Source organism: Reyranella sp. (assembly GCF_044224635.1).
Taxonomy (GTDB): domain Bacteria; phylum Pseudomonadota; class Alphaproteobacteria; order Reyranellales; family Reyranellaceae; genus Reyranella.
The window spans coordinates 48,793-67,351 of sequence record NZ_JBGAKA010000005.1 but is presented as its reverse complement, the minus strand read 5'-3'; the positions used below and the strand labels follow the sequence as shown (position 1 = coordinate 67,351).

The 18,559-nt window shown below is 66.9% G+C and carries 16 protein-coding genes and 1 pseudogene; 14 read left to right on the top strand and 3 right to left on the bottom strand.

Annotation, left to right across the window (positions count from 1 at the left end; all coding sequences use genetic code 11):
* Window positions 1–29: 29 nt before the first annotated feature.
* The 9 genes from ACILR9_RS06535 to ACILR9_RS06495 all read left to right on the top strand — a co-directional run bounded on the left by ACILR9_RS06535 (window position 30) and on the right by ACILR9_RS06495 (window position 11,446).
* Window positions 30–1,772, top strand: coding sequence for a fatty acyl-AMP ligase (locus ACILR9_RS06535; protein ID WP_395709098.1), 1,743 nt, complete (start codon window positions 30–32; stop codon window positions 1,770–1,772).
* Window positions 1,773–1,892: 120 nt separating this feature from the next.
* Window positions 1,893–2,819 carry an NAD-dependent epimerase/dehydratase family protein gene (locus ACILR9_RS06530; RefSeq protein WP_395709097.1) on the top strand — a complete coding sequence of 309 codons (927 nt, stop codon included), beginning with the start codon at window positions 1,893–1,895 and terminating at the stop codon, window positions 2,817–2,819.
* A gap of 102 nt (window positions 2,820–2,921) precedes the next feature.
* On the top strand, window positions 2,922–3,236 hold the full coding sequence (locus tag ACILR9_RS06525) for an acyl carrier protein (protein ID WP_395709096.1): 315 nt from the start codon (window positions 2,922–2,924) through the stop codon (window positions 3,234–3,236).
* Window positions 3,237–3,281: 45 nt separating this feature from the next.
* On the top strand, window positions 3,282–4,508 hold the full coding sequence (gene spt, locus ACILR9_RS06520) for a serine palmitoyltransferase (RefSeq protein WP_395709095.1): 1,227 nt from the start codon (window positions 3,282–3,284) through the stop codon (window positions 4,506–4,508).
* Between the two features lie 117 nt (window positions 4,509–4,625).
* Complete coding sequence (locus ACILR9_RS06515) at window positions 4,626–5,603, top strand: metallophosphoesterase family protein (RefSeq protein WP_395709094.1); 978 nt, start codon at window positions 4,626–4,628, stop codon at window positions 5,601–5,603.
* Entirely contained in the window at window positions 5,600–6,745 is a 1,146-nt protein-coding gene (locus ACILR9_RS06510) for a dATP pyrophosphohydrolase (RefSeq protein ID WP_395709093.1), read from the top strand. The genes ACILR9_RS06515 and ACILR9_RS06510 overlap by 4 nt, the downstream gene beginning before the upstream one ends.
* Window positions 6,746–6,836: 91 nt before the next feature.
* Window positions 6,837–8,084: an MFS transporter gene (locus tag ACILR9_RS06505; protein WP_395709092.1), complete on the top strand. Its 1,248-nt coding sequence runs from the start codon at window positions 6,837–6,839 to the stop codon at window positions 8,082–8,084.
* 584 nt (window positions 8,085–8,668) lie between these two features.
* Window positions 8,669–9,799 carry a type III PLP-dependent enzyme gene (locus ACILR9_RS06500; protein WP_395709091.1) on the top strand — a complete coding sequence of 377 codons (1,131 nt, stop codon included), beginning with the start codon at window positions 8,669–8,671 and terminating at the stop codon, window positions 9,797–9,799.
* Between the two features lie 213 nt (window positions 9,800–10,012).
* Window positions 10,013–11,446, top strand: a complete 1,434-nt coding sequence (locus tag ACILR9_RS06495) for a homospermidine synthase (RefSeq protein ID WP_395709090.1) — start codon at window positions 10,013–10,015, stop codon at window positions 11,444–11,446.
* A 115-nt stretch (window positions 11,447–11,561) separates the two neighbouring features.
* Here the strand turns inward: ACILR9_RS06495 and ACILR9_RS06490 are convergent.
* Both ACILR9_RS06490 and ACILR9_RS06485 read right to left on the bottom strand, forming a co-directional pair.
* A pseudogene (locus ACILR9_RS06490) lies at window positions 11,562–11,684 on the bottom strand (transposase domain-containing protein); the annotation flags it as partial.
* A gap of 72 nt (window positions 11,685–11,756) precedes the next feature.
* Entirely contained in the window at window positions 11,757–12,260 is a 504-nt protein-coding gene (locus ACILR9_RS06485) for a tetratricopeptide repeat protein (RefSeq protein ID WP_395709089.1), read from the bottom strand.
* A 1,099-nt stretch (window positions 12,261–13,359) separates the two neighbouring features.
* Between ACILR9_RS06485 and ACILR9_RS06480 the strand changes: the two genes are divergently transcribed.
* A complete protein-coding gene (locus tag ACILR9_RS06480) occupies window positions 13,360–14,001 on the top strand; it encodes a DUF1062 domain-containing protein (protein ID WP_395709088.1) in 642 nt (213 codons plus the stop codon).
* A 216-nt stretch (window positions 14,002–14,217) separates the two neighbouring features.
* On the opposite strand, the gene ACILR9_RS06475 is transcribed toward ACILR9_RS06480, so the two are convergent.
* Complete coding sequence (locus ACILR9_RS06475) at window positions 14,218–14,694, bottom strand: hypothetical protein (RefSeq protein WP_395709087.1); 477 nt, start codon at window positions 14,692–14,694, stop codon at window positions 14,218–14,220.
* A gap of 338 nt (window positions 14,695–15,032) precedes the next feature.
* Between ACILR9_RS06475 and ACILR9_RS06470 the strand changes: the two genes are divergently transcribed.
* The 4 genes from ACILR9_RS06470 (at window position 15,033) to ACILR9_RS06455 (ending at window position 18,534) form a co-directional block, all read left to right on the top strand.
* Window positions 15,033–15,197 carry a hypothetical protein gene (locus ACILR9_RS06470; protein ID WP_395709086.1) on the top strand — a complete coding sequence of 55 codons (165 nt, stop codon included), beginning with the start codon at window positions 15,033–15,035 and terminating at the stop codon, window positions 15,195–15,197.
* 20 nt (window positions 15,198–15,217) lie between these two features.
* On the top strand, window positions 15,218–15,544 hold the full coding sequence (locus ACILR9_RS06465) for a hypothetical protein (protein ID WP_395709085.1): 327 nt from the start codon (window positions 15,218–15,220) through the stop codon (window positions 15,542–15,544).
* Between the two features lie 126 nt (window positions 15,545–15,670).
* Window positions 15,671–16,045 carry an MAPEG family protein gene (locus ACILR9_RS06460; RefSeq protein WP_395709084.1) on the top strand — a complete coding sequence of 125 codons (375 nt, stop codon included), beginning with the start codon at window positions 15,671–15,673 and terminating at the stop codon, window positions 16,043–16,045.
* 215 nt (window positions 16,046–16,260) lie between these two features.
* Window positions 16,261–18,534 (top strand): mechanosensitive ion channel family protein, encoded by a 2,274-nt coding sequence (locus tag ACILR9_RS06455; protein WP_395709083.1) that lies wholly within the window; start codon window positions 16,261–16,263, stop codon window positions 18,532–18,534.
* Window positions 18,535–18,559: the final 25 nt, after the last annotated feature.

Genomic DNA, 18,559 nt, shown 5'->3' with positions numbered 1-18,559 from the left:
CACCGCTCTGCTAGGAGACCGCCCTTCCGATGAACCCGCTGCCCACCCGCAACTCCCGGATTGCCTTGCGCCGCGCCGATTTCCGCTCGGTGCCGGAGATGCTGGACTATGCGGCGACGGGCGAGACCGGCATCACCTTTTATAGTGTCAGGGGGGAGATAATATCGTCCCTGTCGTGGCGCGAGGCGCGCGAGCGCGCCCATGTCGTCGCCCGCCGCCTGATCGGCGCCGGCTTCGCGCCGGGCGAGCGCCTCTTGATCACCGCCGACACGTGGCCGGGCTTCTTCGACCTGTTCTTCGGCGCCCAGTATGCGGGCCTGCTGCCGGTGCCGGTGTCGATCCCGATCGGCATCGGCGGCAAGGATGCCTATCTCGACCAGCTGCGCCGCCAGCTCGTCGCCTCGGGTGCGGTCGTGGCGTTCGGGATCGACGATCTTACCGGCTTCCTGGCCGACGCGGCAGGCGATGTTCCCGCAGTGCGCCTGCACGGCGGGCTGGCCGCCCTCGAGGCGTTGCCCGAGAAGCCGGTCGATCTCAGGCCGCTCGGACCGGCCGACCTCTGCTACCTGCAATTCTCGTCGGGCAGCACGCGCCATCCGCATGGCGTGCAGATCACCCAGCGCGCGCTGATGGCCAATCTGGCCGGCATGACCGGACCGGCCGGGCTCGACGTCGTCGCGGGCGACCGCGCCGTGAGCTGGCTGCCGCTCTATCACGACATGGGCTTGATCGGCTTCCTGATGGCGCCGCTCTCCAGCCAGCTCTCGCTCGATTACCTGACGCCGCGCGACTTCGCCCGCCGGCCGATGCAGTGGCTCAGCATCATTGCGCGCAACCGCGGCACTATCTCCTACAGCCCGAGCTTCGGCTACGACCTCGCCACGAGGCGCGCCGCCCGCCAGGTGCCGGCCGACCTCGACCTGGCGAGCTGGCGCCATGCCGGCATCGGCGGCGACATGATCCGGCCCGACGTGCTGGAGCGCTTCGCCGCCACCTTCGAGAGCGCCGGCTTCAGCCGCAAGGCCTTCATCCCGAGCTACGGCATGGCCGAGGTCTGCCTCGCCATCACCTTCTCCCCCGGCGGCACCGGCGTGCGCATCGACACGGTCGACCGCACCGCGCTCGCCGAGGCGCAGCGCGCCGTGCCGGTCGCCGGCCCGACCGACGATCGCCGCTCACGCCGCTTCGTCGTCTGCGGCAAGGTTTTGCCGGGCCATCGCCTGGAGGTGCGCGGCGAGACCGGGACGGTCCTCGGCGAGCGCGAGGTCGGCCGCATCTTCGCGCAGGGACCCAGCATCATGCCGGGCTATTACGGCGAGCCCGACGCGACGCGCGAGGTGCTGTCGGCCGACGGCTGGCTCGATACCGGCGATCTCGGCTACCGCCTGGGCGACGAGGTCGTCGTCACCGGCCGCGCCAAGGACCTGATCATCGTCAACGGCCGCAATGTCTGGCCGCAGGACATCGAGTGGGCGCTCGAAGCGCGCGGCGTGGTCAAGAACGACGATGCCGCCGCCTTCTCGATCGAGACGCAAGACGGCGAGCGCGTGGTCGTCGCCGTGCTGGCACGGGTCGCCGGCGAGGAGGGCCGCCAGGCGCTGGCGCGCGACGTCGCCGGCGCGGTCCGCGAGATGATCGCCGTCGACTGCGACGTTGCCCTGGTCCCGCCCAGCCTCGGCCTGCCGACGACCTCCTCCGGCAAGCTCTCGCGCACCCGCGCCAAGGCCAACTACCTGGCCGGGGTCTACGCGCCAAAGACCGCGGCGGCGTGAGGTGCCCTTCTGTCATCCTGAGCGCAGCGAAGGATCTCATCGCCGCGTGCGACGGCGCATTGCGTTGTGCCTGGCGATGAGATCCTTCGCTGCGCTCAGGATGACATGATCTGAGCGGGCATGACCCGCCTGGTCGCAGTCACCGGCGCTACCGGGTTCGTCGGGCCGCACCTGGTGTCGGCGCTGGTGCGGCGCGGCTGGCGGGTGCGGCTGCTGGTGCGGCGCTGGTCTCCGCTGCCGTCGCTCGCGGGCATCGAGGCGGAGCTGGTGCTGGGCGACCTCGGCGACGCCTATGCCCTGGAGCGTCTAGTCGACGGCGCCGACACAGTCCTCCACGCCGCCGCCCTGATCAAGGCGCGCCACGCCGACCAGTTCATGGCGATCAACCGCGACGGGACGGCCCGCCTCTCCGCCGCCGCGGGCGCCGCCCGGCTCCTCCTGCTGTCCTCGCTCGCCGCCCGCGAGCCCCAGCTCTCGGCCTATGCGGCGAGCAAACGGTCGGCCGAGGAGGCGGTCGCCAGCCGGGCCGGGCCCTGGCTCGCGGTGCGAGCCCCCGCCGTCTACGGGCCGGGCGACCGCGAGACTCTGGCTTACTTCCGCGCCGTCGCCCGCGGGCTGGCACCGCGCCCGGCGGTTGCCGGGGCCCGGCTGTCGCTGATCCATGTCGAGGACCTCGCCGAGGCGCTGGCGCTCGCGGTCGAGCGTGCCGCGGACGGGTCGATCTACGAAATCGACGATGGCCGGGAGGGCGGCTACGGCTACCGCGATATGCACCGGGCGGCGGCCGCCGCACTTGGCCGGACGGCCTGGTCGATCGCGGTGCCGCGGATCGTCATGGCGGGGGTGGCGCGGCTGAACCAGCTCGGCCATCGCTTGGGCGGCCCGGTCCAGATCCTGACTCCCGGCAAGGTGCATGAGATCTTCCACCCCGACTGGGTGGTCCATGACCGGCGCCTCGCCGGAGCAATCGGCTTCGCTGCCCGTTACGACTTGACAGATGGTTTTCACGACACGGTATTGTGGTATCGCCGTCGCGAGTGGCTATAGAAGGTGTGAAACACTGAGTAACAAATTGTCATTTCACAAGGAATTGGCGTTTCTGTCACAACGTCACCGCCTGACCCTACCCCCCGGACGGGAGAGATGCTTTTGAGCACCACCCACGAAATGACCGTCGCAAACGACGGCATGATCGAGACCCTCATCCGCACGCGCGATGTCTCGCGCGGCGAGGTGATTCGCGAGATATGCCACCATTTGGCGCCCTACCAGAATGGCGACCAGCCGATCGTGGGCGACACGGTGATCGCCAAGGACCTGACCATCGATTCGCTGGCCATCATGGATATGGTTATGGAGCTCGAGGACCGTTTCGACGTGTCGATCCCGATGAGCGTCATCGCCGAGATCCACACCGTGAACCAGCTCGCCGACACGATCCTGGACCTCAGCGCCCGCAATTAGGGCGCCGATCCTTCGACCCACCTCCGAAAATCAGGCGGGGCACCCATGGGCCTGTTTGACCGCCATGCCGGCCTGCTCGAGGCCTATCGCGATGTTCGCACCACCGGTTACGACCCGTTCCAGATCCGCATGGAACGGGTGCTGTCGCCGACCGAGGCGATCATCAATGGCAAGAAGACGCTGCTGGTCGGCACCAACAACTATTTCGGCCTGACCTTCGATCCGTCCTGCATGGACGCGGCGATCGAGGCGATACGCGCCGAGGGCACCGGCACCACCGGCTCGCGCATCGCCAATGGCAGCTACAGCGAGCACGTCGCGCTGGAGAAGGAGATCGCCGCCTTCTACGGCAAGAAGCACTGCATGGTGTTCACCACCGGCTACCAGGCCAATCTCGGCGTGATCTCGACCCTGGCCGGGCCGGACGATTTCCTGCTGATCGATGCCGACAGCCACGCCTCGATCTACGACGCCTGCAAGATGACCCAGGCTGAGGTCGTGCGCTTCAAGCACAACGATCCCAAGAGCCTCGATGCCCGCCTGCGCCGGCTCGGCGACAAGCCGGGCAATCGCGTGGTCGTGCTGGAGGGCATCTACTCGATGCTAGGCGACAGCGCGCCGCTGCGCGAGTTCGTCGATGTCTGCAAGAAGCATGGCGCCTACGTGCTGATCGACGAGGCCCATTCGCTGGGCGCGCTGGGCGAGCATGGCCGCGGCCTCTGCGAGGCGACCGGCGTGATCGACGACTGCCATTTCATCGTCGGCACCTTCTCCAAGACGCTGGGCGCGATCGGCGGCTACTGCGTGTCGGACGATCCCGACTTCGACATCCTGCGCGTCACCGTGCGCGCCTACATGTTCACCGCCTCGTTGCCGCCCTCGATCGTCGCCTCGGTGCGCCAGGCGCTGCGCGTCGTGCAGGCGAGGCCTGAGCTGCGCAAGCAGCTGTGGGACAACGTCGCCACCCTCTACGACGGCCTGAAGGCGCAGGGATTTACGCTCGGCCCCGAGCACGGGCCGGTGGTCGGTGTGCACCTGCCCGACCGCATGACTGCCATCGGCTTCTGGCGCGCCATGCTGGATGCCGGCATCTACGTCAACGTCGCCGTGCCGCCGGCCACGCCCAACGGCGTGTCGCTGCTGCGCTGCTCGCTCTGCGCCGTGCACACGCGCGAGCAGCTCGAGCACATGGTCGAGGTGATGACCGGCATCGGTCGCCAGTTCGGCGTCCTGCCCAACCAACCCGAGCTGCGCGTCGCCGGCGCGCGATAGTTTCAGAGTCTGTCGTCCTGAGCGCAGCGAAGGACCTCATCGCCGTTTCCCACGAGTGCACTCTGTAACCTCTGGCGGTGAGATCCTTCGCTGCGCTCAGGATGACAGGAGGAATCCTTGTTCACCCTCGCCCATCTCTCCGATCCTCATCTGCCGATGCCGCCGGCGCGCGTCGTCGAGCTTCTGGGCAAGCGGCTGACCGGCTACGTCAACTGGTGGCGCGGCCGCGTGCGCCTGCACCGGCCTGACGCGCTGGCCGGCATCGTCGCCGACCTCGAGGCTGCCCGGCCCGACCACATCGCCGTCACCGGAGATCTGGTTAATATCTCCCTGCCGGTCGAGTTCCAGCGCGCCGCCGACTGGCTGGTGGCCCTTGGCAGCCCGCGCGACGTCACGCTGGTGCCCGGCAATCACGACGTCTATGTCGCCACCAAGTGGCCCGGCACGCTCGGCCTGTGGGGCGCCTGGCTGGCCGGCGACGGCGTACCGCCGGCCGCCTCGTTCGAGGTTTTCCCGACGCTGCGGCGGCGCGGCCCGGTGGCGCTGGTTGGCCTGTCGAGTGGCGTGCCCAAGCCGCCGTTCTTCGCCACCGGCACCTTGGGCGAGGCGCAGATCGCCCGCGCCGAGCGCCTGCTGGCCGAAACAGGGCGCGAGGGGCTGTGCCGCGTCGTGCTGATTCACCATCCGCCGCTCACCAGCGAGAAGCGCATGAAGCGGCTGACCGACGCCGCCGCCTTCCAGGCGATGATCCGCCGAGTCGGCTGCGAGATCGTCCTGCACGGCCACAACCATCGCAGCGAGCTGGCGCGTATTGCCGGCCCGGCCGGCCCTGTGCCCGTGCTCGGCGTCGCCTCGGCCTCGGCCGCCCCCGACAGAAAGTACGGCGCCGCGCGCTACCATCTGATCCGCATCAGCGGCGAGGCTGGCGCCTGGCGCCTCGACGTCGAGATGCGCACCCTGCGGCCGGACGGGACCGGCTGCGCGACCGACGGTCATCTCGTGTTCGGAGCGCTGGGACCGCGCCACTCCAGTGGCGCCTCTTTGACTGCACCACAGGATGAATGCGCCACTGGAGTGGCGCGGTCCCAGCCATGACCGCCGCCGTCGTCGTCACGCCAGTCGAGGGCAAGGCCGACCTCAAGGCCTTCATCGATCTGCCCAAGCGCCTGTTCACCGGCCACAAGGGCTACGTCGCCCATCTCGACACCGAGCGCCGCGAGGCCTTCTCGCCGAAGAAGAATCCGCTGTTCAAGCATGTCGAGGTCGGCTTCTTCCTGGCGCGCCGCGCCGGCCGGGTGGTCGGCCGCATCACCGCCCAGGTCGATCGCGCCTATCTCGAGCGCTACGGGGACGACACCGGCCATTTCGGCTGCCTGGTGGCCGAGGATGACCCGGCGATCTTTGCCGCGCTGCTCGCCGCGGCCGAGCAGTGGCTCAGCGCCCGCGGCATGAGGCGCGTCACCGGGCCGTTCAGCCTCTCGGTCAACGAGGAGGTCGGCCTGCAGGTCTGGGGCTTCAACAGCCGGCCGATGCTGCTGGTGCCCTACGATCCGCCCTATGCCGGCAGCCGCGTCGAGCAGTGCGGCTTCGCCAAGATCAAGGACGTGTTCTCCTACGACTACGACGTCCAGAACGCGCCGGAGACGATCGGCGCCAAGCTGCTGGCGCGCGCCGGCTTCGCCGGCCGGGTGCGGGCGCGCACCGCCAACATGAAGATGTTCGACGCCGAGGTGCGCACCCTGGTCGGCATCTTCAACGACGCCTGGAGCGACAATTGGGGCTTCGTGCCCTTCACCCAGGCCGAGATCGACCATGCCGCCAAGGCGTTCGGCCCGGTGATCGTGCCCGAGCTTGCCGTGTTCGTGGAGGTCGATGACGAAGCGGTGGCCTTCATCGTGGCGCTGACCAACCTCAGCGAGGCGGTCGCCGAGTTCAACGGCGGCCTCTCACCGGTCAATCTCCTGAAGCTGGTGTGGCGCATGCGCTTCGCCGGCGTCGGCAGCACGCGCGTGCCGCTGATGGGCGTGAAGAAGAAGTACCGCAACCATCCGCTGATGGGCGCCGGGCTGGCCATGATGGCGATCGACCATCTGCGCGCCAACGGCAAGCGGCTGGGCAAGACCAGCGCCGAGCTGGGCTGGATCCTCGAGGACAACAAGGCCACCAACAACATCATCCGCTCCGTCGGCGGCGTCCACTACAAGACCCACCGGATTTACGAGAAGATGCTGGGGTGAAGGGCGGCCATTCATTGTCTTCCTCCTGTTCTTCTTCTCATGTTCCTCTCCCCCGCTAGGCCCCCTAGCGGGGGGAGAGGAGCATGAATTGATGACCTCGTCAGGCGCCCCCACCTCCGCCCACGCCCACTCCGCCTTCGCGCCGCTGGCCATCCGGGCGTTCGCGCTGCTGTGGACCGCCAACGTGCTGTCGAACACCGGCGGCTGGATGCAGTCGACCGGGGCGGCGTGGGAGATGACCAGCCTGACGCAGGAGCCGATCTTCGTCGCCCTGCTGGCGGCCGCCGGCACCTTGCCGATGTTCCTGTTCTGCTTCTTCGCCGGCATCCTGGCCGACCGCTTCGACCGGCGGCGCTACATCATCGTCTGCCAGGTCTGGATGATGGGCGTCGCCGCCACCCTGGCGCTGCTCGCGTACCTGGGGCGGCTCGACCATTGGAGCCTGCTCGGCCTCAGCTTCTGCATGGGGCTGGGCAACGCCATGAACGCGCCGGCCTGGCATGCCGTGGTGCCGGAGATCGTGTCGGGGCCGATGCTGCGGCCGGCGATTGCGCTGAACAGCGCGGGCTTCAACCTCGCCCGCACCGTGGGGCCGGTGGTCGGCCAGATCCTGCTCGGCCTGGTCGGCGTCTTTCTGCTCTTCGCCATCAACGCCTGCACCTATATCGGCGTCATTTTCGCCATGGCGGCGTGGCGCCGGCCGGCCGACGCGCAGGCCGCCCACCGCCGCGAGAGCTTCCTGCAGGCGGCGCGAAGCGGCATCGCCTTCGTGCGCGGCTCGGGCGAGCTCAAGGCGGTGTTCGCCCGCGGCCTCTGCTTCTTCGTGCCGGGCATCGCCATCAGCACCCTGCTGCCGGTGATCGGTCGCTTCGAGCTCGGCCTCGACGAGTTCGCCTTCGGCATCCTCTACGCCGTGTTCGGCGCCGGCGCGGTGGCGGGCGCCGTGCTGATGCCGACGCTCAACCGCCTGCTCAGCCCCGACCGCGCCAACATCTGGGCGATGGGCCTGCACGCCGCGGCGACGCTGGTCGCCGCGCTGGTGATGACGCCGTGGGTCGTCGGCGGCTGCGTCGCCTTCACGGGCGCCTGCTGGATCACCTTCATCGCCAACAACAGCACCGCCATCCAGACGATCCTGCCCAACTTCATGCGCGCGCGCGGCATGGCGGTGCACCAGATGGTGTTCTTCGGCGCGATGGTCGTGGGCTCGCTGTTCTGGGGCAAGCTCGCGACTCTGTTCGGCACGCAGCCGGCGTTGATCGCCTCGGCGATCGCGCTCGTGCCGCTCACCATCCTCGCGGCGTCGATCCGGCTGCCGGGCTCGTCGTTGCGCCCCTGACGTTGCATCGATCATTCGCTGGGAGCGCGCCACTCCGATGGCGCCCATGGGACCGATGATTGAGAAGATGAGCGCCGTCGTCGGCGGAGGTTACCCTGCCTGAAGTGGCGCGCTCCCAGCCATGAGTCTCTCGGCCGCGCTGCCGCGCGTCCGCCGCATTTGCGCCCTCTCGACCACGAGAGAGGCGAAAAAAATCGTTGCGGCGCAGAATCCACTTGTATCAGCGTCGATTAGTTGTAGATAGCAAACCAGACGCCCACGCACGTGCCGCTGGCCCTTAGTGGTTACGCAACGACGGAAAGTGTTCTTTTTGGCAGTGCCGGCTGAGGCCGGGTCCGGAAGGGAGCTTCTGATATGGTTGCTTACCGCGCGGGGCGCGTTCCCCGCTATTATGTCTTTTGCCCGGTCTTGAACCGGGCCGACATCACCGCTCTCGCCCCGAGGCTCTCGAGTCCGTCGAGTATCGGCTGACGTACGCTGCCCTGCGGGCACCGTACGTCGCGTCGGCGGGTCGCAGCTTGCGGCCCAGCCGTCGCCGTTTCGTCGATTCAGCGTGACTATGAGTGACGGGGAACCCCCCAGCGATGACCGAGCGTATCTTTCGTTATCTCCGCGAGCAGCAGCCCGAGACGCCGTGCCTGGTGATCGACCTCGACGTGGTCGAGAACAACTACCGGCGCATGCGCGAGCTGCTGCCGGCGGCTCACATCTTCTACGCCGTGAAGGCCAACCCGGCGCCGCAGATCTTGGCGCGGCTGGCCGGCCTCGGCTCGAAGTTCGACACCGCGAGCCGCGGCGAGATCGAGTTCGCGCAGGCTACCGGCGTGGCCATGGACCGCGTCTCCTTCGGCAACACGATCAAGAAGGAGAAGGACATCGCCTGGGCGTACCAGCAGGGCGTGCGGCTGTTCGCCTTCGACAGCGAGGCCGAGCTGCAGAAGCTCGCCCGCTCGGCGCCCGGCGCGCGCGTGTTCTGCCGCGTGCTGGTCGATTGCGGTGGCGCCGAATGGCCGCTCAGCAAGAAGTTCGGCTGCGCGCCGGAGATGGCCAAGGACCTGCTGCGCAAGGCCAAGGAGTGGGGCCTCGATCCCTACGGCCTGTCGTTCCATGTCGGCAGCCAGCAGACCGATCTCGAGCAGTGGGACAGGGCGCTCGGCCAGGTCTCGCAGATGTTCTTCGCGCTCGCCGAGGAAGGCGTCGACCTGCGCATGGTCAATCTCGGCGGCGGCTTCCCAGCGCGCTATCGCGCCGAGGTGCAGGGCATCGAGGCCTACTGCGAGGCGGTCGGCCGCGCCCTGGTGCGCCATTTCGGCAACCGCATGCCGGAGGTCATCATCGAGCCCGGCCGCTCCATGGTGGGCGACGCCGGCGTGATCCAGAGCGAGGTCGTGCTGGTCTCGCGCAAGGCGGCCAACGACCGCAAGCGCTGGGTCTACCTCGACATCGGCAAGTTCAGCGGGCTGGCCGAGACGATGGACGAGAGCATCAAGTACCGCCTGCGCACCAGCCGCGACGGCACGCGCGTCGGGCCGGTCGTGCTGGCCGGGCCGACCTGCGATTCGGCCGACATCCTCTACGAGAAGACCGAGTACAAGCTGCCGCTCGGCCTGAAGCCCGGCGACAAGGTCGAGATCCTGTCGACCGGCGCCTACACGACGACCTACTCGTCGGTCGCCTTCAACGGGTTCGCCCCGCTCAAGGCCGTCTGCATCTGACCCTCCTCCCCACGAGGCGATGAAGCGACGGGGCCGTAACGGCCCCGTCGTCGTTTTGGGACACACACTCAAAGGTCCCTCGGGCTTCGCCCTCGGGATGACAACAAGACTGTCATCCCGAGCGAAGCGAGGGACCTTTCGGTTTCCTTCCTCTATCGACTGTCATGTCCTGAATCCTTAGAACGCTCTCCAGCCAAGAACAGGGACCTTGAAATGGCGAAGAAGCTCTCCGGCAACAAGAAGCACATCGATTTCAAGGGTCGCATGGTGATGATCGGCTTCGGCTCGATCGGCCAGGGCGTGCTGCCGCTCATCCTGCGCCATATCGGCATCAAGCCCGGCCAGATCACCATCATCTCCGAGGACGATCGCGGCGGCCTGCCGGAGACCAGGCGCTACGGCGTCGAGTTCATCAAGAAGCGCCTGACCCAGGCCAACTACCGCCAGATGCTGGCCGGCCGGCTCGCCAAGGGCGACTTCCTGGTCAACCTCTCGGTCGAGGTCGCCTCGACGGCTCTGGTCGAGCTCTGCCAGGAGAAGGGCGCGCTCTACATCGACACATGCATCGAGCCGTGGCCGGGCGGCTACACCGATCCCACCCTGTCGGTGTCGCGGCGCTCCAATTACGCGCTGCGCGACACCATGCTGAAGCTCGTCCCGAAGTACCGCGGCGGGCCGACGGCGGTGATCGCCCATGGCGCCAACCCCGGCCTGGTCTCGCACTTCGTCAAGCAGGCGATGATGAACGTCGCGCGCGACACCGGCGTGAAGGCCAAGCCGCCGACCACGCGCGAGGGCTGGGGCGCGCTCGCCCGCCGGCTCGGCATCAAGGTGATCCACATCGCCGAGCGCGACACCCAGGTCTCGCCCAGGCCCAAGGAGGTCGGCGAGTTCGTCAACACCTGGTCGATCGACGGCTTTGTTTCGGAGGGCTGCCAGCCGGCCGAGATGGGCTGGGGCACGCACGAGAAGGCGCTGCCGCCGGACGGCGCGCGCCACAAGTTCGGCTGCGACGCGGCGATCTACCTCAACCAGCCCGGCCTGCTGACGCGCGTGCGCACCTGGACGCCGCTCGAGGGGCCGTTCCACGGCTTCATCATCACCCACAACGAATCGATCTCGATCGCCGACTACTACACGGTGCGCGAGCGCAACCGGGTCGCCTACCGGCCGACCGTGCACTATGCCTACCATCCGTGCGACCAGGCGATCATGTCGATGCACGAGATCTCCGGGAAGAACCTGCACCAGCAGAAGCGCCAGCGCCTGATCGTCGACGAGATCACCTCGGGCCGCGACGAGCTCGGCGTCCTGCTGATGGGCCACAAGAAGGGCGCCTACTGGTACGGCTCGCAGCTCGACATCAAGGAGACGCGCACGCTGACGCCGTACAACAACGCGACCTCGATCCAGGTCTGCGCGCCGGTCCTCTCGGGCATCGTCTGGGCGCTCGAGAACCCCGACCGCGGCATCGTCGAGGCCGACGAGATGGACTTCGCCCGCAACCTCGAGATCTGCATGCCCTATCTCGGCCCGGTGGTCGGCAAGTACAGCGACTGGACGCCGTTGAAGGACCGCGGCGGGCTGTTCCCCGAGGACCTGGACAAGAAGGACCCATGGCAGTTCAAGAACTTCCGTGTGACCTGATTTTCACCAGTAGAACCAGCAACCTAGCTATACAAAGTCGGAGGTGCGCAGGTTTTGCAGCACTTTCGGCTTGACGTAGGCGAAGCGCCGGAGCTCGCCGATGCATGGGAAGTCGTGCGACGATCCTGGTGAGCACTCCGGTCAGGTAGGCGTAAGGATGGATGTCATTGAGTTTGCAGGTTGCGACGAGCGAGGCAATGACCGTCCAGTGCTGGCCGCCGCCGTCGGACCCGACGAACTACTCAAATGCGTCCAGACGCCACGCTTGAGCGGTTCCGGGGATAGGTCGAGCTTAGCGCTCGACAACTTATCACGTTGCCCCACGGGTCTTTGACGCCCACCCGTCAACTGTTCTCCACAATTCGTCCCGCAATTCATCCTCTCTAACCTTCGCAAGCTCGCTCAGATATGCTGCATGCTGGGGGTCCACTTCCACACCAACGCCGTCCCGATAGCACTTGGAGAGCTGGTGAATCGGTATTGGGTCCAAAGCTTCGGCTGCGCGCTCAAGCAATCGCGCCGCTCTTGCTTGATCAGCAGGTCCGCCTATTCCGTCTCTCAACATTACACCCAAATTCGTCATTCCTTCCCACGAGTTCCCTTCGGCAGCTTTCTCGAAGTACGCACGCGCTGCAAATAAATCGACTGCTGGATGGTCGAGCCAATCAATGATACTCGCTTCGCGAAGGCCCCATTCCGTCACCAGCCGCTGCCGGGGGTGCAATGCTATGTGCGTCTTTGGTGCCCAATAAAAAGAGAGACCCCATCCCAGAAGGTTATAATCATCGGCTGATGGCGTAATATCGATCGCCAAGCGCAATGCGCTGTCGTCCGCACCCAACCACGCTGCCACCACCTCGCGGTGGTCCTTTAGGGTCCCGTCTTGGCTCAGGACAATCGTAGAGAGTTCTATGCGACTGAGGTCTCTAGAGTAGCGTCGCCAATACGCCGGACCACTGTCGAATGGCCCGGGGCGCACATGAAGATAGGTCGCAGGTAGACCGCTGTCGCTGGCATCAACATGCAAGAGCAAATGCGAACCTCGCACGAAGCGATTCGAGGTCAATGGCTGCCATTGATTCGGATTGGGCAAAGGGGCCTTTGTGGCCCGACGGTGAAACAACGGTGGGTCAGGGGGTATTGTTGAGCGGCGCCAATAACTGGTGTCCGTGCATGGATGCTTAGGCCAAGGTGGCCCCAACTCATCAAAAAATACACGGCCTCCATTGGGGGATTGGTAAAAAAATACACCATCGCTGCATACGGGACAGCGAGCGTTGGGATTGACATAGCTGTCGTAGTTCGAATGATCGGACACCTTCCACAAACCTGTGACGGGGGCGGCGGGGCCGATTGTGAAGCGTCCTAGACCACCACCTCCAGTGTCTCCTCCGAATCCGCAGTTGCAGTCGGCGCGGTGGTTCTGAGCATTGCAACCCATAGGAGTCCCTGAGCAGTTTGCTTGCAGACTAGTGGCATCTCAACCACCGAGGAAGAGCGTCGGCGATCGAGTACTAGAATCCCCATCCGACACCTCTATATAGTTCCGAAATGGGGCGCTTCTGCCACGTCAGCGGATGGCAGACCACACTCGCTTGTCAAACCCCGGCCCCTCGGCTACGCAGTGCGCCGTCAGCAGATAGCGGTCGAGCCCCTTGCCTAAGTAAACACCAGTCTCAGCACTACCCCGATCGTGCGGCGACGCTCCTGCGGCGCCGTCTGTTTTTGCGCACAAGCTCGTCGGGGCGGCGGTTCGAGACCGGTTTGGCATTGCTTGACCGTGCGGGTCCATCCGACCGCCGCGCGAGCTGCTTTCTGTCCGCTTCTCGATCGCCTCTGCCACGCCGCGCCCTTCGTGGGCCTCGCTCCTGTCGCCGCTTCGCTGAGCTTCCCAACGGGAAGAGCAAGCCGGCGTGTCCAATATCCTTTGCGTGCAGTGGACGATTACTCCCCGAACAGCCCCTCAACCCTGGCTCACCTGCAGCCGATGCGGTGGTCCGAGAGGCTATCGCAGCAGCGGGAAGATCAGGGTCAATGCGAACGGCACGCGCATCGATGCCTGGCTGATCTATCGATGCACGGTCTGCGACAGCAGCTGGAACCGGCCGGTCGTCGAGCGTCGGGAGGTCTCGGCGATCGATCCTGATGTTCTGCTGTCGCTGCAGGTGAACGAGCCCGCACTGGTTCAGCGCTTGGCCTTCGACGTCGCGGCCCTGAAACGCTGGACCGACCATGTCCAGAAATTCGACGACGTCGTGGTCGACAAGCGCGTGCTCTCGGAGAAGCCGAGGTGCGTCCAGTCGCTGGAGATCGAGTGCCGGGTGCCCCGGCAGATCGGGTTGCGCGCCGACCGCCTCCTGGCGAGCGAGCTGCAACTGTCGCGAAGCTGCCTTCAGCGACTGGAGAAAGCGGCGCGCATTCACGCCGTTCCGCCAGGGGTGAATCTCCGCCGATCGCTGCGTGACAGCACGCGGCTGATCATCGACGCCTCTTCCTTGCCCGACGGCAGCATCGATCGTGCGGCGGGAACAAGCTGCGTGGACGGGCCGGCGTGATCGAGCAGGTCCCGCGGAGTGGCGTGGCCATTCGCCCATGGCAAAAATCCGTCATCCCGACCGGAGCCGAGCGTGGCGCCTGCCCTGAGCGAAGTCGAAGGGAGGCGTAGGGGAGGGACCTCATCTTCCGTGATTCCGCCAGGAGAGGTTCCTCGACTTCGCCGCCCTGAGCGGCTCCGCTCGGGATGACGGTATCTTGACGGGCCGCCGCCCATCCTAACGGATGCAGTCCGCCCGGGCGCTCGCGAGGATGGGATCGGCGGGCATGTCGAGCTTGCAGTGATAGTCGAAGGCGGCGCGCCATTGCGCGGCGATGCGCGCCTTCGCCTGGATGGGGAGAACGAAGCGCGCGCCGCGACGGTCGATCTGCTGGCGGCCATAGCTGATGATGCTGCCGTCCGGGAAGTACGCCTCGAACACGCCGTGTCCCGCCGTCGAGGCGAACTCCAGGGTCAGGATAGCGCCGTCCAGGCATTCGAAGCGCGGGCCGCTCTTCAGGATTCCGGTTTCGGTGGTCTTTCCCGAGGGACTGGAGATCGTCCACTGGGAGGTCGAGTCCTTGCGCGAGGACTCTCCTTTCAGGGGACCGCAGGCAACTTCATTCCCCGTCTGAGGGGCCGGGGGCTTGCCCGGAGACTGGCCCGGGGATTGGCCATACGCCGGTCCTGCGAGGACTGCCGTCGCCAGCAGCACACCAACTCTTCTCATCCGACCATGCTAGCCGACAAGCCCGGCCACATCACCATGCCTGGCGTCAACCTGCGGAGCAGCCGTACTGTCGTCTTGAGCTTGCGAAGGACCTCATCGCCGTTTGCCATAAGTGCCTTTGAAACTTCTGGCGATGAGATCCTTCGCTGCGCTCAGGATGACAAGAACTGGGTGCGGAGCGGCGGCTCAACCTGCCTGTTCGAAAAATTTCGCACGTTTTCACCCTTCGACCCGACGAAATCACGCCTTGGTAACGCGCCGTAGACGCTCGGCGCTACGGTCGTGGGTTTGAATGGTCCCATCGAGATCGACCGGAGGCCATGATGGAAGCTCTGCTTGATAACTTTGCGTTCGCGCTTTTCGTGGCGGCTCAGCTGCTCGCGATCGTCGCCGTGCCGGCGATGCGCTTTGACAACGGGTTCTCCGAGCCCCGGCCGCGACGCCTGCGGCGGCGCGCCGTCCCCGCGCCGTCCCTCGCCGACCTATGAGACTGCGGGAGGTTGGCGCCATGAACGACGCCCCTCGGCGCATGGGACAGTCGGCTGGCAGGATCTCTCAGGCGGGGCCGGGGCCAGGCTCGTCGGTGCCGGGCTCCTGGTTGCGGCGGGCGGCGAACGAGCTGGGCGGCCTCGCCTGGTCGCCGATGGTCTGGATTCTCCTGGGCCTGTTCGCCGTGGCCGAGGTCGGCAACTGGGAGATGGGCGAGGAGATCGCCCGCGTCTGCGAGCTGCTCGATCGGGGCGAGATCGCCTCGGCACCGCCCAACCTGTCGCGGACGGAGATCGACGACATCTGCCGCAACCGTAGTCCGCGGGAACTCTACCGGTCGCGATAGCCGGACCCGCGGGCCGATGCGAGAAGCGCGGCCGATGCGGCTCCGCGTTGCCTTCCGGCGTGGCGTGGGTCCATCCCCTCGGCCCCCGCCGCGCCGATCAGCCCGTCCAGGAGAACAATCCATCGCATGTGCCGCTCTTCCGAGCCCTCCAAGGGCGGCTACAGATCGCCCGAGGATCTGAAGAAGACTCCGCTGAACCCGTTCCCCGATCCGGCGCAGCTGCTGCCTGACGAGCGGGTCGAGCGAATCCGCCGCATCCAGGTGAACGATCTCGAGAACCTGCCGTTCTTCCTGGTCGCGGGCTTCCTCTTCGTCCTCACTCAGCCCTCGCTGGCGCTCGCCCAGTGGGTGCTCTACGGCTACGTGATCTCCCGCCTGTTGCACTTTGCCGCCTACTTCACGGCGCAGATTCACGAGGTCCGGGCCACCTTCTGGACCATCGGCTCGGTGATCCTGATCTACATGAGCGTGCGCACGCTGCTCGTCGCACTGGGCGCCTGACGATCGGCCTCCGATCCCGGCCAGGCGCCAGGCCGGCAGGTCGCAAGACAAAACGGATCCGCTTCCGGCCACCGTTCGAGGGTCGCGGAGGTCGGAGGATCAGCCGCGATGAAGCATCGCCTGAGGCCGATCAGGCAATCGACTTGCACTCCGGGGCGAGCGGAGCGAGGTTGGCTCGCCATGGCCGGCGGAATACGGGGGGAAGGGTGGCCCACATGATCCGAATGTTGCTTCTGACGGTGCTCGTCGCCGTACTCGGCGGGCCCGCATATGCTCAATCCACGCCGGCGGCGCCGCCAGCGGGCATGACGCAAGAGCAGTTCGATGCGCTGGTCGACGCGATCAGCAGCTCGGTCACCGAGAAGCTCAAGACCGAGGGGGCCCAAGCCCCGGCGGCAGTATCGGCGAAGCCGGCGGCGTCCGACAGCAAGGGGGCCAAGAGCGGCAAGCCGCCGCCCGGGCCGAAGATCGTCAAAATGCCGCCAAAGGAAGGGCCCGACGGCTTCACGGTGTTCTTCGAGCGCACCGACGGGGTGCTCAGGGCGATTCCGGTCATGCTGGGGCAGATCGCCTCGATCCCGGGCCGGCTCGATGGGACCGCTCAAGGTGGACGCGGCACCGGCAGCTTCCTGTTGCTTCTGGGCATCATCGCCGCCGTGGCGGTGGCGGCGGAGGCCATGTTGCGGCAGGCGCTGGTTTCCTTGCGCGGCCGGCTGGCTGCCCGGGTTGCGCCCGAGTTCGGCTGGCACTCGCTCGCCAGCCTGGGCATCGTGGCAGCGCTCGATGGGCTCGGCGTGCTCGTCGTCTGGCTGGTCTGCCACGCTGCGGCCGGCGCGTGGTTCGCCGGCGGCGCCCCGCAGGACAGGTTCGCCGTCGCGGTGCTGACGACGATCTGGCAATGGCGCCTGTTCGTCCTGGTGTTCAGGGTCATTCTGCAGCCCGACATGCCGGCGGCTCGCCTGTGCGCCGCCGGCGACGGCGAGGCGCGCCTGATGTACCGGCGCATCTCGCTCGTGCTGCTGCTGATGGCGGCAGGCCGCCTGCTGGGCGAGGTCCTGCGGGCCATCGGCACGCCTCCCGAGGCGGTGTCGGCCTATCAGATCATGATGGCCTCGATCTATCTCCTCGCCTTCCTGTGGATGAGCTTCGGCGCCCGCGAGGCGGCGCGGCAATGGTTCGGCGGCCTCGGCACCGTCGCGCCGGCGATCGGCCAGGTCGGGCGCTACTGGATTCCCGTGGCGCCGCTGTTCTTCGGCGCTCTCGCTGCCACGGTGGTCTATGGCGCCGTCTCCGGCCGCGTCCATGTCGGCGCGGCGATGGCTCTCACTCTCGAGCTGGTGGTCGGCCTGCTGCTCTTCGAGACGCTGATGCAGGCCGTCGTGCGCCGCCTCGATTCGCAGCTGCTCGGCCGCACGGCGGCGAGCGACTCGCCCAAGCTGCCCGACGTGGCGGCGCGCTGCATACGCGTCGCCGTGCTGATCGGCGTCGTGGTGCTGATCGCCGAGGTCTGGGTGGTCGACGTGCTCGCCCTGGTCGACGAAAGCGGCTGGAGCGAGCTCACCAGATCGTCGCGCACGGCGGCCATCACGCTGTTCATCGCCTTCGTCGCCTGGGAGCTGTTCAAGTACGCCACCGACCCGTACATGGAGCGCAAGAGCAAGAGCGCGGCCGACGCGATCGCCGACGGCGACGCGTCGGGCGCGCCGGCATCGCGCATCAGCACCATGATGCCGCTGCTGCGCCGCGCCATGGCGGTGCTGATCGTCCTGATCGCGGTGATGATCGCGCTGGGCGATTTCGGGGTCGACATCACGCCGCTGATCGCCGGCGCCTCGGTGTTCGGCATCGCCATCTCGTTCGGCAGCCAGACCCTGGTGCGCGACATCGTTTCCGGCCTCTTCTACCTGTCGGACGATGCCTTCCGGGTCGGCGAGTACATCGATGCCGGCCGCGCCAAGGGCACGGTCGAAGGCTTCACCCTGCGCTCGATCAAGCTGCGCCATCAGAACGGGCAGGTTCACACCATCCCGTTCGGTCAGCTCGGCCAGATCACCAACTTCAGCCGTGACTGGATCACGGTGAAGTTCAACCTGCGCTTCGCCCGGGAGACCGACATCGAGAAGCTGCGCAAGGCCGCCAAGAAGATCGGCGCCGAGATTGCCGAGCTGCCGCAGTTCAAGGACGAGATCCTGGCCCCGTTCAAGATGCAGGGCGTGGCCGATATCGCCGAGAATGCTCTGCTCATGCGCTTCAAGTTCACGGCGCGCCCGGGCAATCCGGCGGCCATTCAGCGCGAGGCCGTGAAGCGAATGGTCAGCACGTTCCCCGCGCTCGGCATCGAGTTCGCCAAGGAGGGCGCTGCGGTCGTGCTGCATACCGGCAACACGGTCGATCCGATGAAGCCGCAACCGGAAGGCTCGCCGCCCCAAAGCCCGCCTTCCGGCACGCCGGCCCCGGGAAGGCCGGCGCCAGCGCTCGCCGCCGGGTGAGAAGCCTGCGATGAGAGGGAGACAC

What these genes read in the sequence shown, in the direction of transcription:
- ACILR9_RS06535 (WP_395709098.1), top strand. Translation starts at nt 30, where the DNA reads ATGAACCCGCTGCCCACCCGCAACTCCCGGATTGCCTTGCGCCGCGCC.
- ACILR9_RS06530 (WP_395709097.1), top strand. Translation starts at nt 1,893, where the DNA reads ATGACCCGCCTGGTCGCAGTCACCGGCGCTACCGGGTTCGTCGGGCCG.
- spt (WP_395709095.1), top strand. Translation starts at nt 3,282, where the DNA reads ATGGGCCTGTTTGACCGCCATGCCGGCCTGCTCGAGGCCTATCGCGAT.
- ACILR9_RS06510 (WP_395709093.1), top strand. Translation starts at nt 5,600, where the DNA reads ATGACCGCCGCCGTCGTCGTCACGCCAGTCGAGGGCAAGGCCGACCTC.
- ACILR9_RS06505 (WP_395709092.1), top strand. Translation starts at nt 6,837, where the DNA reads ATGACCTCGTCAGGCGCCCCCACCTCCGCCCACGCCCACTCCGCCTTC.
- ACILR9_RS06500 (WP_395709091.1), top strand. Translation starts at nt 8,669, where the DNA reads ATGACCGAGCGTATCTTTCGTTATCTCCGCGAGCAGCAGCCCGAGACG.
- ACILR9_RS06495 (WP_395709090.1), top strand. Translation starts at nt 10,013, where the DNA reads ATGGCGAAGAAGCTCTCCGGCAACAAGAAGCACATCGATTTCAAGGGT.
- ACILR9_RS06470 (WP_395709086.1), top strand. Translation starts at nt 15,033, where the DNA reads ATGGAAGCTCTGCTTGATAACTTTGCGTTCGCGCTTTTCGTGGCGGCT.
- ACILR9_RS06465 (WP_395709085.1), top strand. Translation starts at nt 15,218, where the DNA reads ATGAACGACGCCCCTCGGCGCATGGGACAGTCGGCTGGCAGGATCTCT.
- ACILR9_RS06460 (WP_395709084.1), top strand. Translation starts at nt 15,671, where the DNA reads ATGTGCCGCTCTTCCGAGCCCTCCAAGGGCGGCTACAGATCGCCCGAG.
- ACILR9_RS06455 (WP_395709083.1), top strand. Translation starts at nt 16,261, where the DNA reads ATGATCCGAATGTTGCTTCTGACGGTGCTCGTCGCCGTACTCGGCGGG.